Source organism: Bacteroidia bacterium (genome assembly GCA_039924845.1).
Lineage (GTDB): Bacteria > Bacteroidota > Bacteroidia > DATLTG01 > DATLTG01 > DATLTG01.
In genome coordinates, this window is record JBDTAC010000076.1 from 1 (window position 1) to 15,242 (window position 15,242).

Below are 15,242 nucleotides of genomic sequence, written 5' to 3' on the forward strand. Positions count from 1 at the left end.
CCATGGAGTAAGGTTCTCAAAAATATTTTTTCGAGCAGCCGAAATTTTTGTTTCCAATTCTTTTTCCAATTTAGAAACATCCACCTTGCTTTTTTCCTTGATCTGTTTCACTTCTTCCAATTGCTTAATTAATTCGGCAATGGGCTTTTCAAATTCTAAAAATGTCATCTCTACAATTTTTTTGGGAGGGCTAAAATACTAAATTAATTTTTTATCGAATTTTTTTCGTTTTGATAATTTAAAATTAAGCGAAAAGCCGATGAATAATTTTTACATTTGTCGTTCAAAAAAATAATTTTTCAAATGAAAAAAGACACGAAGATTTTTGAACTTATTGCGAGCGAATTACATCGCCAAACAAACGGAATTGAACTGATTGCTTCCGAAAATTTTGTAAGTGATCAAGTAATGGAGGCAATGGGATCTTGCTTGACAAATAAATATGCGGAAGGCTTGCCCGGAAAACGCTATTACGGAGGCTGCGAATTTGTAGATCAAGTAGAACAATTAGCGATTGATCGCGCTAAAAAATTATTCAATGCGGAATGGGTAAATGTGCAACCGCATTCGGGTGCGCAAGCCAATGCTGCTGTAATGTTGGGCGTTTTAAACGCAGGTGATAAAATTTTAGGATTTGATTTATCACATGGCGGACATTTGACGCACGGCTCGCCTGTAAATTTTTCAGGAAAATTATACAAGCCTTCTTTTTATGGAGTAGATAAAGAAACTGGAAGAGTTAATTACGACAAGCTGGAAGCCATTGCACTGAAAGAAAAGCCGAAATTAATTATTTGTGGCGCTTCTTCATATTCTCGCGATTGGGATTACAAACGTTTGCGAAAAGTTGCCGATAAAATAAATGCGCTTTTAATGGCGGATATTTCACATCCTGCGGGATTAATTGCACGCGGGTTGTTGAATGATCCATTGCCGCATTGCCACATTGTTACCACTACTACGCACAAAACGTTGCGCGGACCAAGAGGTGGAATGATTATGATGGGAAAAGATTTTCCGAATCCTTGGGGATTGAAAACTCTAAAAGGAGAAGTTAAAATGATGTCTGCTGTGTTGGATGGCGCTGTTTTTCCGGGTACACAAGGCGGACCTTTAGAACACGTTATTGCCGCAAAAGCAGTGGCTTTTGAAGAAGCACTTTCTGACTCGTTTATGAAATATAGTATTCAAGTAATGAAAAATGCCAAAGTAATGGCAGCGTGTTTTATGGAAAAAGGATACAGCGTTATTTCCGGAGGAACTGATAATCACTGTATGTTAATTGATTTACGCTCGAAAAATATTTCTGGCAAACAAGCAGAAATAACCTTAGTAAAAGCGGATATTACTGTTAATAAAAATATGGTTCCGTTTGATGATAAATCACCTTTTGTAACTTCCGGAATTCGAGTTGGAACTCCCGCAATCACTACACGTGGAATGAAAGAAAAAGACATTCCTAAAATTGTGGATTTAATTGACGAAGTATTGATGAATTGTGAAAACGAAAAAATAATTCTTTCTGTTAAAAAGAAAGTAAATGCAATGGTGAAGAACTTTGATTTGTTTGCTTATTGATTCTCAAGAATTCTAAAAAAAACATTGTACTTCTTTTAAGAATGACATCGGATTGCGAATAAAACAGCACGTCATTCTGAACTTGATTCAGAATCTACGCGAAGGAAATCTCATTTTTCGCTAAGTATAGTGAGGCGCTATATTGAACGAAGATCTTTTATAATCCCTCCATTTCATTCTTTTTTTTACCTTTGTTTTCTTTAAAAAAGAAGTATGGATATTCCGAAAATATACGACCCGAAAGCCACAGAAGATAAGTGGTACAAGCATTGGATAGAAAATAATTTTTTCAAATCAACTCCTGATAATCGCGTGCCTTATACCATTGTTATTCCGCCGCCAAACGTAACGGGCGTGCTGCACATGGGGCACATGCTCAATAATACTTTGCAAGATGTATTGATTCGTCGCGCACGGATGATGGGCAAAAACGCGTGCTGGGTGCCGGGTACCGACCATGCTTCCATTGCTACAGAAGCAAAAGTAGTTGCGCTCCTCAAAGAAAAAGGAATTAATAAAACCGATTTATCACGCAAAGATTTTTTGAAACACGCTTGGGAATGGAAAGAAAAATACGGCGGAATTATTTTAGAACAACTTAAAAAATTAGGCGCTTCTTGCGATTGGGATCGAACCCGATTTACAATGGAAAACGATTTGAGCGAAGCCGTAATTGATGTATTTATTGATTTGCACCACAAGGGCTATATTTATCGTGGCGTACGAATGGTAAATTGGGATCCGCAAGGATTAACAGCCCTTTCGGACGAAGAAGTGATTCACAAAGAAGTGAATTCCAAATTGTATTATGTGAATTATCAAATTGAAAATTCATCTGAATTTATTACAGTTGCCACTACCCGTCCGGAAACTATTTTGGGAGATACCGCTGTGTGTGTGCATCCGAACGACGAGCGTTACAAACACTTGAAAGGAAAACGTTGCATTGTTCCAATCGTAAATCGTTCTGTGCCTATTATTTTTGATGATTATATTAATATTGAATTTGGAACGGGCGCGTTAAAAGTAACACCGGCACACGACATCAACGATTATAATTTAGGTATCAAACATGGCTTGGAAGTAATTGATACCATTGCCGCTGACGGAAAAATGAGCGAAGCTGCAAAGTTTTATGTTGGCGAAGATCGATTTACCGTTCGTAAAAAAATCGCGAAAGAGTTAGAAGAAATGGGATGTCTTTTAAAAACAGAAGATATTAAAAATAAAGTAGGTTACAGCGAGCGTACCAACGCAGTCGTGGAGCCTAAATTGAGCAAACAATGGTTTTTGAAAATGGATACAATTTCAAAACCTGCTTTGGAAAATGTGTTGAACGGAAATATCAAATTGATTCCCGAAAAATTCACCAATACCTACAAACATTGGATGGAAAATGTGCACGATTGGTGCATCAGTCGCCAGTTGTGGTGGGGACAACAAATTCCGGCGTGGTACGATGACAAAGGAAATACTGTTGTTTGTAAAACAAAAGAAGAAGCCTTTTCAAAATTAAGAATGCAAAATGCTGAATGTAAAATTGAAAACGTAAAACAAGACGAAGACGTTCTTGATACTTGGTTTTCTTCTTGGCTTTGGCCCATCAGTGTTTTCGACGGTTTTAAAAATCCAGATAACGCGGATATTAATTATTATTATCCGACCAACGATTTAATTACGGCTCCCGAAATTTTATTTTTTTGGGTTGCTCGAATGATTATCGCAGGTTATGAATACCGCGGCGAACAGCCTTTTAAAAATGTTTATTTGACGGGAATTGTGCGTGATAAATTGGGAAGAAAAATGAGCAAATCACTTGGCAATTCTCCCAACCCGCTTGATTTGATTGAGAAATACGGTGCTGATGGCGTACGCGTGGGAATGCTTTTGTGTTCACCTGCCGGAAATGATTTGCCTTTTGACGAAGGTTTGTGCGAGCAAGGAAGAAATTTTTCGAATAAAGTTTGGAATGCTTTTCGTTTGATAAATGGTTGGGAAGTGGATGATTCAATCAAAAATGAAAATAATAAAATAGCCATTGAATGGTTTGAAGCAAAACTAAATGAGCAATTAGAAATCATCAACGATTGTTACTCGAAATACCGAATTTCAGAAGCTTTGATGTGTACTTACAAATTAATTTGGGATGATTTCTGTGCTTGGTATTTAGAAATGATTAAACCGGATTTTGTGGAAGGAAAATCAAATCCAATTGACAAAGAAACATTTGAAGCGACTATTATTTTCTTCGAAAAATTATTAAAAATCTTGCATCCATTTATGCCATTTATTACCGAAGAAATTTGGCATTTGATAAAAGAACGTAAAACAAAAGAGTGTATCATTATTGCGGAATGGCCCGAAATTATTCTTCAAAAAAATAATTTTTCAATCCTCGAAAAATTTAATGTATTGAGCGAAGTAGTAACGCTTATTCGCAACACGCGAAACGAAAAAAATATTTCTCCGAAAATAAAAATTCCAGTTTCCATTTTCTTAAAAGAAAATAATTATGCGGAGAAAATAATTTTTCTGATTTCAAAATTAAGTAACATCGAAATCAAGGAATATGTAAGTCAAAAAGTAGAAAGTAGTTTTTCAATTGTGGTAAAACAACTCGAAATTTATTTGTATTTGACTGAAAACATAGATGTGGAAGCAGAAAAAAAACGTTTATTAAAAGACATTGATTACAACAAAGGCTTTCTTAATTCAGTTATTAAAAAACTTTCTAATGAAAAATTTGTTTCCAATGCAAAGCCTGAAATCATTGAGGTAGAACGCAAAAAACAAAGCGACGCAGAAGCAAAAATAAAATCGCTGGAAGAGCAAATGGCTTCTCTAAAATAATTATTCAAAAATTATTTTTTTCAAGCGCGTGGATGAAATTGTAAAATATTTTCGCGCAAATACGAGCGATCCAAATGCGTATAAATTTCGGTAGTCGTAATAGATTCATGTCCTAACATTTCTTGCACAGCACGCAAATCGGCGCCGCCTTCAATCAGATGCGTAGCAAAGGAATGCCGGAATGTATGCGGACTAATTTTCTTTTTCAGTCCAATTTTTTCTGCTAAAGCTTTGATAATTAAAAATACCATGACACGCGAAAGCTTTGTACCGCGCCGATTTAAAAATAAAATATCCTCAAATCCTTTTTTCACAGCAATGTGGCAACGCACATTTTCCTGGTAAATCGCAATTTGTTTTTTTGCAGATTTCCCAATGGGAATAAGTCTTTCCTTATTTCCTTTTCCAACCGTTTTTATAAAATCAGTGTCAAAAAACAAATCTGAAATTTTTAACGTAACCAATTCCGACACACGTAAGCCGCATCCATAAAGAGTTTCCAACATTGCTTTGTTTCGTTGTCCTTCTGGTTTCGATAAATCAATCGCATTTATTAAATTATTTATTTCTTCAATATTTAGAGTATCAGGAAGTTTTCGTCCTATTTTCGGAGCTTCTAACAAAGATGCAGGATTAGTTGTGATGCGATTTTCCATCAACAAATAATTGTAAAAAGCCTTTATTCCGGATAAAATACGCGCGTGGCTGGTTGCTGTTAATCCAACATTGCTTAGTTCTTCTAAAAATGCTCTAAGCTCCGCCAAATCTACTTTTTCAGGCTCTAAAAAAATATTTTTTTGTTCTAAAAAAACACGTAATTTTTCCACGTCATGTAAATACGCTTCTATCGAATTTTCTGACAAAGAGCGCTCCAATTGCAAATATGCTTTGAAACCATTCGTGCTCGCTTTCCAGTTCATCGGATTTTAGTATTTTTACTTCGTTAAAATTACACTTTATCTGCTTCGCATGAAAATAATCATCCTCAATGGTCCGAACCTTAATTTACTTGGCGTTCGCGAAAAATCGGTGTACGGAGAAATTTCTTTTTCGGATTATTTTAACGATTTGAAAAAAATATTTCCAAACATTGATTTGTCCTTTTTTCAATCGAATGTAGAAGGTGAACTCATCAATAAAATTCATGAAACAGGTTTTGATTTCGACGGAATTATTTTAAACGCTGGCGGTTACACACACACTTCCGTTGCGCTTGCAGATGCTATTGCTGCTGTAAAAACGCCCGTTGTAGAAGTTCACATTTCAAATATTTTTGCGAGAGAAAATTTTCGTCATCAATCTTTAATTGCTGCAAAATGTATCGGAAGTATTTCCGGTTTCGGATTGGATTCGTATCGTTTGGCGATTGAAAGTTTTATTATTTCGAGTTCGAAAAAATAATTTCTGGACGATGAAAAAAAGCACGTCCGAAAAAATAATTTTTCAAAGCCCTGCTCCTACTCCATTTTTTTCCGTCATCATTCCCACGCACAATCGCTCGGGACTTTTGGTAAGAGCGCTGAAATCATTGCTATCTCAAACAGAAAAAAATTGGGAAGCCATTATTATTGACGATGAAAGCACAGACGATACTGAAAAAATAATTTTACCTTATCTAAAAAAACATTCTCAATTAAAATACATTCAACAAAAAAAACAAGGAGCTGCAATAGCCAAAAATAAAGGCATTTCAGCAGCGTCCGGAAAATTTATTACGTTTCTCGATTCGGATGATGAATACGAACCAAACCATTTGGCAAGCAGAATGAAAATTTTACAGCAAAATTCTTCTTTGCAATTTTTACACGGAGGCTTAAAAATAATCGGCAATGAGTTTGTTCCCGACCGCTTAAATCCGACAAATAAAATTCATTTGAGTGAATGTGTTGTTGGCGGAACTTTTTTTGTGGAACGAAATTTATTGTTGGAGTTGAACGGGTTTCAAAATATTTTATTGGGCGAAGATGCCGATTTATTCAATAGAATTAAGGATATGGGAGCTATTACACAACTAACAAATAAAGCCACTTACGTTTATCATCACGAAACGGAGGATTCCGTAACGAATACATTTATGGCATAAGATTTTTTGCTCTCAAAAAAATAATTTTTCAATGCCTTTTTTTATGGAAACCGTAATAAATGGTAAATCCCGTATTTAGGAAAAGTGATATTCCTTGGTTATCCCCCGGATTGTAATTAAAATGCGAATCTAAGAATACAAAATTAGGATCGAAGGTGTGATTCATTGCATACAAAGAAGCATTAAAGCCAATAGCAACATGATCTTCCAGCAATAAGTACAAAGAAATTTGAGGTCCCAGAAATAAATTATTGTACACATATTTATGCGAAGTAGAATCCGAAGGAAGTTGCACAGAAGTATATTTTGTCCAATCCCAGCCCACATTAAACGCGTATGAGAAAAAAACAATGTCTGAAACTTGTTGTTCATACCCGATACGCGCAATGACATTGTTCATTTGCATACGCATCACGAAATCAATGGACTTATTGAAGGGAGTAGAAAGAAGTTCATTTTCGAAACCAACTCCCACAAAAAAACCTTTATATACATTTACATTGAACGTAGAAACGACGCTATACGTGCCCAAAAAACTTTTTTTCAAAGCCTTGTCAGATAAAGGATTTGGGACAGACGCATCTACTTTCACATTAAAACGATAATCACTTATTTTAATGTCTTTGGGCATTTTAAAATTAAGCGTTTGGTCTTGAATGGCATTGGCATCCGCAATGCTATCGTCCTGAGCAAAGGCACTATCCGCAAAAGCGAACAAGAAAACACAGAAAAAGATGGTTATATAAGGCTTCAAATGAATACGATTGAGACTTCCAAAATAGTTATTTTGTTGGAATACTTAACGGAAAAAATATTTTTTTGTTCCGCCTTTTTCCAACATTTATATTTTAGTCATCCAAGCATATTTATCCGCCACTCTGTTTTTTCGGATACGATGAAGTTCCGTCGCTATTCTTGTAGAAATAGGTCTGTTTTCTGCCGATGGAAATTCGTAATCTATTCCATTAAAACCCATTGTTTTTATAGGAGCAATGGTGGCCGCAGTTCCTGTCCCGAAAGCTTCTTGGAGCGTTCCATTTTTCACCGCATCAATTAATTCCTGAATACTAATTTTACGTTCTTCCACTTTTATTTCCATATCGCGTGCAATGGTGAGAACAGAATCTCTCGTTACGCCAGAGAGTATAGTATCGCCGCCTTTCGGTGTAATAAGCGTATCGTTGATCACGAACATTAAATTCATCGTACCAGATTCTTCCACATATTGATGCGTAGCGAAATCGGTCCAAATCAATTGATCATAGCCTTTTTCTTTTGCAATTTTTGTCGGATACATGGATCGTCCGTAATTTCCCGCTGCTTTTACAAAGCCAATTCCTCCATCCACAGCACGTGTATAATCTTTTTCCACCAATACTTTCAAGGGTTTGGAATAATATTTTCCAACAGGCGATAACATGATAATTAACTTATACGATTCCGAAATTTTAACGCCCACAGAAGTTTCTGTACTGATGTAAAGTGGACGAATATAAAGCGCTCCTCCTTCAGAAGCAGGCACCCAAGCAGCATCTAATTTTAACAATTGTGTGATGCCTTCCATAAATAATTCTTCCGGAATTTCGGGCATTGCCATACGTTGCGCCGATACATTTAATCGCATGTAATGTGTTTTCGGGCGAAATAAAAAAACTTCTTCTTTATCATTTTTATACGCTTTCATTCCTTCGAAAATAGCTTGTCCGTAGTGTAAAGCTGCCAATGCCGGCGAAACCGACAAATCTCCGAAAGGAAGTATTTTTACACTTTGCCATTGCCCATTTTCGTATTCTGCCACCAACATGTGATCAGTAAATACTTTTCCAAAAGGGAGTTCTTCTGCGTTCAAGTCAGACAGCCTCGATTTCTTTACTTTCTCTACTTGAATATTTAATGTGTCGGTCATCATTTTAAATTTTTTTGCAATGTATGCTTTTTCTCGGAAAAGAAAAAAGGAGCTGCGTTTGTCGGCTAAAAAATAGTATTTAAAGACTCTTTTTTAGTAATTTATGTGTTTGCGATTAGTAAAATGATGGAGGGCTCATTTTTTGTGATAGAGCCCCTGCAAACTTGAAACTTAAAACATATAAACTTGAAACTAATTTACCCTCCGGCTTTTTTTGCTTTGTAACCCGCATCACAGAGCAATTTTAAAATTTTCTCACGATGATCACCTTGAATTAAAATTTCACCTTCTTTCACTGTTCCGCCCACCGCGCATTTTTGTTTCAACATTTTTCCGAGTTGTTCCAAATCCTTTTCTGCACCACAAAATTCGGAGATGCGAGTCAGCATTTTTCCGCCGCCTTTCCGATCTAAATAAATTTTTAGATTTTGTTGTTGAGCAGGAAGTGTTTCGTTTTCCGACTTTTCTTCATATTCATAATTGAAATTCGGATTGGTAGAATACACGACGTTTTTTGTCTTTTTTTCGGAGCTCATTTTAGGCAGGAATAACGATGTTTAAAGATAAAGGATTAACTTCAATAGCTATTTCTTTTCCAAATTCCATAGGCTCTCCATCTATGTGAGCGATAGAATTTTGTTGCTTCACAAAAATTTTTCTTCCGCGAATTGTTTCTACAGACGAAGAAGTGTGAATTTTTTTTCGAGCCAATTTAAACGCAATGCTCGGGCTTTGCCAAAAAGAAAACTTTTTAAGAATCACTATTTCAATTTTGCCATCACTTACATTGGCTTGAGGCGCAATCAACGTATCATTTCCCCATTGTGAGCCATTTGCGAAACAGATTAAAAAAGCTTCTCTGGAAATTTTTTTTTCATCAATGGTTAGTTCATATTTCTGCGCTTTGTATTTCAATAATTCCCGTATCGTAACTTTTATATACGATGAAAAACCGCGTTTCCCGAATTTAGAAAACTTCCATGCAACATGCGCATCGAAACCGATTCCGGCAATATTGATAAAAGAAGTTTCGTTGATTTTTACTGTATCTATTTTTTTAATTTTAATGTGATGCAGTATTTTGATGGCTTTCGATAAATCAATCGGAATGCCTAAATGCCTTGCCAATCCATTGCCGGAGCCTGCCGGAATAATTGCCAAAGCTGTATTGCTACCAATTAATCCGTTGCCTGTTTCGTTCACAGATCCATCTCCGCCCACAACGGCAACAATATCAATATTTTCTTGAGCAGCTTGTTTAGCCAGAAGTGTAGCGTGTTTCGGTGCTTCGGTATAAACAATATCGTAATCAAAAATTTCTTTATTGATTTCTCTTTCGACTATTTTTTCAACGATTTTTTGTTTACCGATTCCGGAAATAGGATTGATGATAAAGCGTAGTTTTTTTTTCACGTTGAAAATTTAATGCGTTGTCATCTGATTGGAAATCAGCGATTGGTTATACGATTGAATCACTGATTTAACGGCCGTTTCCATCGAATCTTTTAAGTGCGGATATTGGCTTTGTAAATTATTTTTCAGCAAACTATCATTTGAAAAATGATACAATCCGAGCGTCTTTTTTCCGTCAAAAAAGAGCGCGTAATTTTGTTTAATAATCTCATACGCATTGTCTAAATAATTAACGGCATAATGCTGAGAAGTTGTATCCAAGCCACTTTTCCCAAAAGCAAAATAGGATTTATCGTAGTTCAAATAATCCAACACAGTGGGCATAATATCAATTTGTTGAACGGTCGAATAATCTTTTCCTTTTAAATTACTGTTCGGCATATAAAAAACAATCGGAATTTCGTAAGCGCCTACACGGTTCATAAAAAAAGGATCGGACGAAATGCTCGCGTGGTCGGGCGTTATCACAAATAAAGTACTGTCGAAAAAAGGCATTTTAGAAATCGTTTTGAAAAATTCGCGTAACGAAAAATCCGTGTAACGAACTGTTTTTAAAATAGGATATTCATCGCCTTGTTGCTTAAATTTATTTTTGTATTTATCAGGAATAGAATACGGATGATGGGAAGAAATGGAAAAAATAGTTGCGAAAAAAGGTTGTTTCGTTTTGTTTAAATGCTGTGCAAAAAATTGAAAAAATTGTTCGTCCCAAATTCCCCAATGTCCGTCGTAATCCGCATCGTTGTGATATTCCGTACGACCATAATAATGATCAAATCCTGCAAAGTTAGCGAAGTTGTCGAAGCCCATGGTGCCATTTGTACCGCCGTGATAAAAGGCTGTTGTGTAATCTTCTTGTTTTAATAAACTCGCCAAACTATTGATTTTATTGCTTCCATAAGCCGAAGTGATGTATGGATTATTCATCCAAGTTGGGATTCCGGCAGTGATGGCGGGAATGCCTTCGATGGATTTTTTACCGTCGGAAAAAGCATTTTCAAAAACCAAACTTTGCGAAAAAAGGGAATCTAAAAAAGGCGTGTTCGACTTACCCAATTTTGCATTCATGCTGCCAATGTATTCTTTCGAAAAACTTTCCAAAATAAGAATTACGACATTTAATTTTTTGAATTTCTTTTGACTTGTTGGATGAAAAGCAGAATAATTTTTGGCTAAATCTTGTTCGGAAAAATAATTTTCTGGAACCAATTTTTCTTGCCCTAATGTTTTAATAATACTGAAAGGCGTATTGATAACAAGCGGAATATCTTGCGGACTAGTATATTCTGAGGCATTAATAATACTAATGGGTTTGAGCTGAAATCCGCCTCTGAAGCCAATCACAACAATGAAAGCGAAAAAAAATAAAATCAAACTGTGTGTGTAGAAATAATGAAATGAAAAAAGTTTTTTCGAAATTGTTCTTTTATTTTCGGTTTGATTGTACAAAAATAAAATCAGCAAAATCAAGCCAACCCACATCAACCAGATGTACCAATAATCTTTTATAAAGAGCGGCAATAAATGCGATGTATCATCACCCAAGGCTAAAAGTGAGAAAACATCGGCAGTGCAGCGTTTAAATGTAAATTCAAAATAAATAAAATCAGCGCAATTTGCTAAAAGAGCAATTCCGTTGCTGATGATAAAAATAATTTTCAGCGAAAGCTGATAACCTTTTCTATCGCGTTCTACAATTGGTAAAAGACTAAGTAAAATAAAAAGAACATTTGTAATTAAAATAGCAGAAACATCAAAACGAAATCCATAAATAAAATACGGAATCAATTTTATCCAAGAAACATCAGAGAAAGAAGAGCGATTAAATGCAAAAAATAGGAGGCGACATATCCAATACGCAAACAAAACGATGCACAATCGTTTTAATACGGTGATGGCGTAGGATGCGTTTTTTGCCATGCGGTAAAAGTATAAAAATTGTGAGAGGAAGTTTTAAAGGAATGCTTCTAAATTATTTATTTATAAGTTAAGTTGCTCATTATCAATAAACAAACAATAAATTGTTAAAAAAACATAAAAGATTTGTAGCAGCTATAAAAAAAAAATATACATTTGCTGCAATTTTAATCAAAAACAACAAAACATAAAAATGAAAAAAGTACTTACATTAGTTGCCATTGCTGGAATGTTTTCATTCTACGCATGTGGTCCAAGCCAAGCAGAAAAAGATGCTGCTACAAAGCACATGAATGATTCAATTGCTGCTAAACATCAACAAGATTCAATTGCTGCTGCTACAATGAAGCAACATCAAATGGATTCTTTGAAAATGGTTGCAAGCAAAGATTCAATTGCTAAATTAGCTGCTGATAGCGCTGCTAACAAACCGGCTGACAAAAAAATGGAAAAAAAGAAAAAGTAATTTTTCTTTCCTCCAATGAAAAAAAGGAACTCTTATGGAGTTCCTTTTTTTATGCTATTTATTTGAGCTGAAATTTGTTTTTAAATTTGTTGTATCAGAAATTATTTTTTGGAAGTGTTGCATTTATTGCAGCCATCGTGTTCATCTTTTGCGTGTATCATTTTCCATATTTTTCTTCCCACGTAAAAAAGCGCTGCTGCAAAAACAAGATAAATAATAATGTTTTGAATATTCATGGCGAAGGAATTTTCTACAAAGATACCGAATCGTATTTAAAGGCATTCAAAAAAATTATTTTTTCGAGTGTCCTTTTTAGTATTAATTCTGTTCTATATCAGGCGCGATGTATCCAATCAACATCACCATACAACCTTGCTGAGCTTGTCCTGCGCCTGCCGGCGGAATGTCGTAATCAATATAATAAGTGCCACTTTTAGTGGGTTCAAATGACCAAAATAAATTATCGATGCCACTGTCATTATCAAACATTTTTTTGCGTTTTTTTGAACGGTTATTATGATCGTAAATATTCACCGTTACGTTTTCCTCGAAACCAGAAGTAGCAAAAACCAATTTGTATTTTTGTCCCGCGAAAGCGGTAAACTCCACCTCTATTTGTTGCGGATTTCCGGTAAAAATAATATCGTTCATCGCATAACTATCGTACTTAAATGGTTTGATATTGGCTTTGTAATTTTTTACAATGTGTTTCACGCTGCATTGCGAAAATCCTTGTTGATATGGGATGCAGCAAAAGAAGGTAAATAATGCCATTGAAAAAATATTTTTTTGGATGCGATTTTTCATAATGTTCTTTATTAGTGAATTAGTGAGTAACAATCATTTTTCGCACTTGCTCCACACCATTTACGGTGAGTACACAATAATATAAGCCATCCGAAAAATTATTTTTTTGAAGTGTAAATTCTTGTTTTCCAGCAGATAGTTCTCCATTTTGCAATGTCGTCATCTTTCTGCCCAAAGCATCGAAAACGGAAATAGTTACCATCGCATTTGAATTTAATTGAAACGTGATGTGCGTGGAAATAGAAAACGGATTTGGATAATTACTCAAATTAAACGCATCTTTTTCTGCCGTAACTGGAACATCGGCAACATTGCCAACGCTCGTAATATGGGTGGAATAAATTCCGTGCGAATGTGTCGCAACTACTACCAACCCGTCGGACGGGCGCACATCAATCATATCGCACACTGCATTGCCAATTAAATTGGAAACTTGTTGCACAAAAACAGTTGAAGTGCCTTTGAGCGTATCAGTAGCATACAAACCCGTACTGGTGGCTACCAAATAAACTGTTCCATCAGAAACATGCATAATAGAAGCCCAACGACAAGAAGGTCCATTGCCTGAGCCAGATGAATTTTGTTCCAAATTTCCTGCGGCTTTTGCCCAAGTAGTGCCACCATTAGAGGAATAATAAATACTGTAAACAGAATAATTGGAAAAAACCACCATCAGATTATTCGCATTCAGAGGATCTACCGCAATACAATTGATGTACGCATTGGCAGGAAAAGCATTTGGATAAGTTGTTCCTGATATGTTTATTTCTGTTGGAGTTCCAGTATTGGCATTGTCAATACGATACAACTTTCCATGATCTGTACCATAATAGACTCTATTGGCAGGCGTTGTAGAAACAGTAACCGCCGTAATGAATGAACCAGCAAGCGGAACAGTATCCGGAAATTCCGTCCAATTGGTACTGATGGAATCCCAGTTACTGGCATAAGGAATACCCGACAAATTATTGTTTCTCCATAAATTTTTCCCACCAGCTAAATACATAATGTTGTTATTATTCGGATCGAGGATAAATGGGTTTACGAATAAATAATTTTTTCCGCCGATAGGATCAATACGTGCGAAATTGGTAACGTTTCCATTAGCATCTAAGGTAGCACGCATTATTTTCCCATTTTGGATGGAGAAATAATAAGCCGTTTGATTGTCTGCAATAGCGCAAAATGAGCCATCGCCACCTCTTGGTGTAACCCAAGGTGTAGTTACGTTGGCAGTATTGGTGTACCAACTTCCATTGTCTTGCGCTCCGCCAATAACAATATTGTTACCAGGACTTGCATGATCAACAGCAACAGTATAAAACATGGTATTGGTGTAGCCATTATTTAAAGACGACCAAGCTACTGTTGCAGCAGTATCGTTTGTTGTTTTAAAAACACCTCCATCATTTCCAGAATACATGACATCTGGATTAGTAGGAGAGAAAAATATAACGTGTTGATCGGGATGGTGATTGGCGAACATATTCACTACAGGAAGCGTTGCTCCGTGTTTATATCCTCCAATAAAAGTAGTGTGTGTAGTATCTGCGAAAGCAGAAGTAGAACGATACAGATTTGTTCCACCAATATAAACGACATTGGAATCATTGGGCTTTACTTTCACAACGATGTCATAAGAACCCTGACAATTGTATTTATCAAATAAGCCGCCATTGTTAGGTAAGTTGGCAGATAAATTTGTCCAGATGCCGCCTGCGCTGTCGCCTGTACCTGAAACATAAGTATATTTCCATAAACTATTCCATTCAAGATCACCTAAATAATTCGTGTCAGGTGTTCCGAATCCAGGCGTATTGCCTAAAATATAAATTTCATTTTCGTTTTGCGGATTAACCCCGATAACCATTCTGTTATAGCTTGTCGGAAATCCTGAAACAGGAAGAATATTAGTAAATGTTATTCCATTAGGTGAACGCCAAATTCCTTTTTGAGGACCATCGCTGCTAAGCGTTGCGTAAACAACTCCTTTAGTAGTAACTTTTACATCTGTGAAATAAGAATAAGCCGAAGTACTGCCGCCAAGCGAAGTTGTCCAACTGGTACCGCCATTGGTGCTTTTATAAACAGCTCCAAGTGTTGCAGCATACACATCGTCATTAACTGTATCGGCAGGGTTTGTAGCAACATTCCAAATTAAATCCCAAAAACTGGTAAAAGATTGTGGTGTGTTGGCTGCCGTTGCTGCTAAAGAAGTCCAC

General features: G+C 36.0%; 14 protein-coding genes. 5 read left to right on the top strand and 9 right to left on the bottom strand.

The features are described from left to right. Positions 1 to 303: 303 nt before the first annotated feature. Positions 304 to 1,578, top strand: coding sequence for a serine hydroxymethyltransferase (gene glyA, locus ABIZ51_08525; GenBank protein MEO7088820.1), 1,275 nt, complete (start codon positions 304 to 306; stop codon positions 1,576 to 1,578). A 213-nt stretch (positions 1,579 to 1,791) separates the two neighbouring features. Next, positions 1,792 to 4,428, top strand: coding sequence for a valine--tRNA ligase (locus ABIZ51_08530; GenBank protein MEO7088821.1), 2,637 nt, complete (start codon positions 1,792 to 1,794; stop codon positions 4,426 to 4,428). 20 nt (positions 4,429 to 4,448) lie between these two features. On the opposite strand, the gene xerD is transcribed toward ABIZ51_08530, so the two are convergent. Further along, complete coding sequence (gene xerD / locus ABIZ51_08535) at positions 4,449 to 5,348, bottom strand: site-specific tyrosine recombinase XerD (GenBank protein MEO7088822.1); 900 nt, start codon at positions 5,346 to 5,348, stop codon at positions 4,449 to 4,451. Between the two features lie 49 nt (positions 5,349 to 5,397). Here xerD and aroQ point away from each other — a divergent pair, with 49 nt between their 5' ends. Both aroQ and ABIZ51_08545 read left to right on the top strand, forming a co-directional pair. Next, positions 5,398 to 5,829 carry a type II 3-dehydroquinate dehydratase gene (gene aroQ, locus ABIZ51_08540; protein MEO7088823.1) on the top strand — a complete coding sequence of 144 codons (432 nt, stop codon included), beginning with the start codon at positions 5,398 to 5,400 and terminating at the stop codon, positions 5,827 to 5,829. A 10-nt stretch (positions 5,830 to 5,839) separates the two neighbouring features. Next, positions 5,840 to 6,511, top strand: a complete 672-nt coding sequence (locus tag ABIZ51_08545; protein ID MEO7088824.1) for a glycosyltransferase family A protein — start codon at positions 5,840 to 5,842, stop codon at positions 6,509 to 6,511. A 28-nt stretch (positions 6,512 to 6,539) separates the two neighbouring features. On the opposite strand, the gene ABIZ51_08550 is transcribed toward ABIZ51_08545, so the two are convergent. From ABIZ51_08550 to ABIZ51_08570, 5 genes are all read right to left on the bottom strand, one after another. Next, positions 6,540 to 7,229, bottom strand: a complete 690-nt coding sequence (locus ABIZ51_08550; GenBank protein ID MEO7088825.1) for a hypothetical protein — start codon at positions 7,227 to 7,229, stop codon at positions 6,540 to 6,542. A gap of 123 nt (positions 7,230 to 7,352) precedes the next feature. Further along, on the bottom strand, positions 7,353 to 8,420 hold the full coding sequence (locus ABIZ51_08555; GenBank protein ID MEO7088826.1) for a branched-chain amino acid aminotransferase: 1,068 nt from the start codon (positions 8,418 to 8,420) through the stop codon (positions 7,353 to 7,355). 194 nt (positions 8,421 to 8,614) lie between these two features. Further along, complete coding sequence (locus tag ABIZ51_08560) at positions 8,615 to 8,953, bottom strand: translation initiation factor (protein ID MEO7088827.1); 339 nt, start codon at positions 8,951 to 8,953, stop codon at positions 8,615 to 8,617. A gap of 1 nt (position 8,954) precedes the next feature. Then, positions 8,955 to 9,830 carry a diacylglycerol kinase family protein gene (locus ABIZ51_08565; GenBank protein ID MEO7088828.1) on the bottom strand — a complete coding sequence of 292 codons (876 nt, stop codon included), beginning with the start codon at positions 9,828 to 9,830 and terminating at the stop codon, positions 8,955 to 8,957. Between the two features lie 9 nt (positions 9,831 to 9,839). After that, a complete protein-coding gene (locus ABIZ51_08570) occupies positions 9,840 to 11,750 on the bottom strand; it encodes a sulfatase-like hydrolase/transferase (GenBank protein ID MEO7088829.1) in 1,911 nt (636 codons plus the stop codon). Between the two features lie 190 nt (positions 11,751 to 11,940). On the opposite strand from ABIZ51_08570, the gene ABIZ51_08575 reads away from it, so the two are divergent. Further along, complete coding sequence (locus tag ABIZ51_08575) at positions 11,941 to 12,213, top strand: hypothetical protein (GenBank protein ID MEO7088830.1); 273 nt, start codon at positions 11,941 to 11,943, stop codon at positions 12,211 to 12,213. A gap of 101 nt (positions 12,214 to 12,314) precedes the next feature. Here the strand turns inward: ABIZ51_08575 and ABIZ51_08580 are convergent, their stop codons facing one another. The 3 genes from ABIZ51_08580 to ABIZ51_08590 form a co-directional block, all read right to left on the bottom strand. Further along, positions 12,315 to 12,449: a FeoB-associated Cys-rich membrane protein gene (locus ABIZ51_08580; protein MEO7088831.1), complete on the bottom strand. Its 135-nt coding sequence runs from the start codon at positions 12,447 to 12,449 to the stop codon at positions 12,315 to 12,317. 82 nt (positions 12,450 to 12,531) lie between these two features. Next, complete coding sequence (locus ABIZ51_08585) at positions 12,532 to 13,020, bottom strand: hypothetical protein (GenBank protein MEO7088832.1); 489 nt, start codon at positions 13,018 to 13,020, stop codon at positions 12,532 to 12,534. Positions 13,021 to 13,039: 19 nt separating this feature from the next. Then, positions 13,040 to 15,242 (bottom strand): T9SS type A sorting domain-containing protein (locus ABIZ51_08590; protein MEO7088833.1); only part of this gene is annotated, 2,203 nt, incomplete at its 5' end.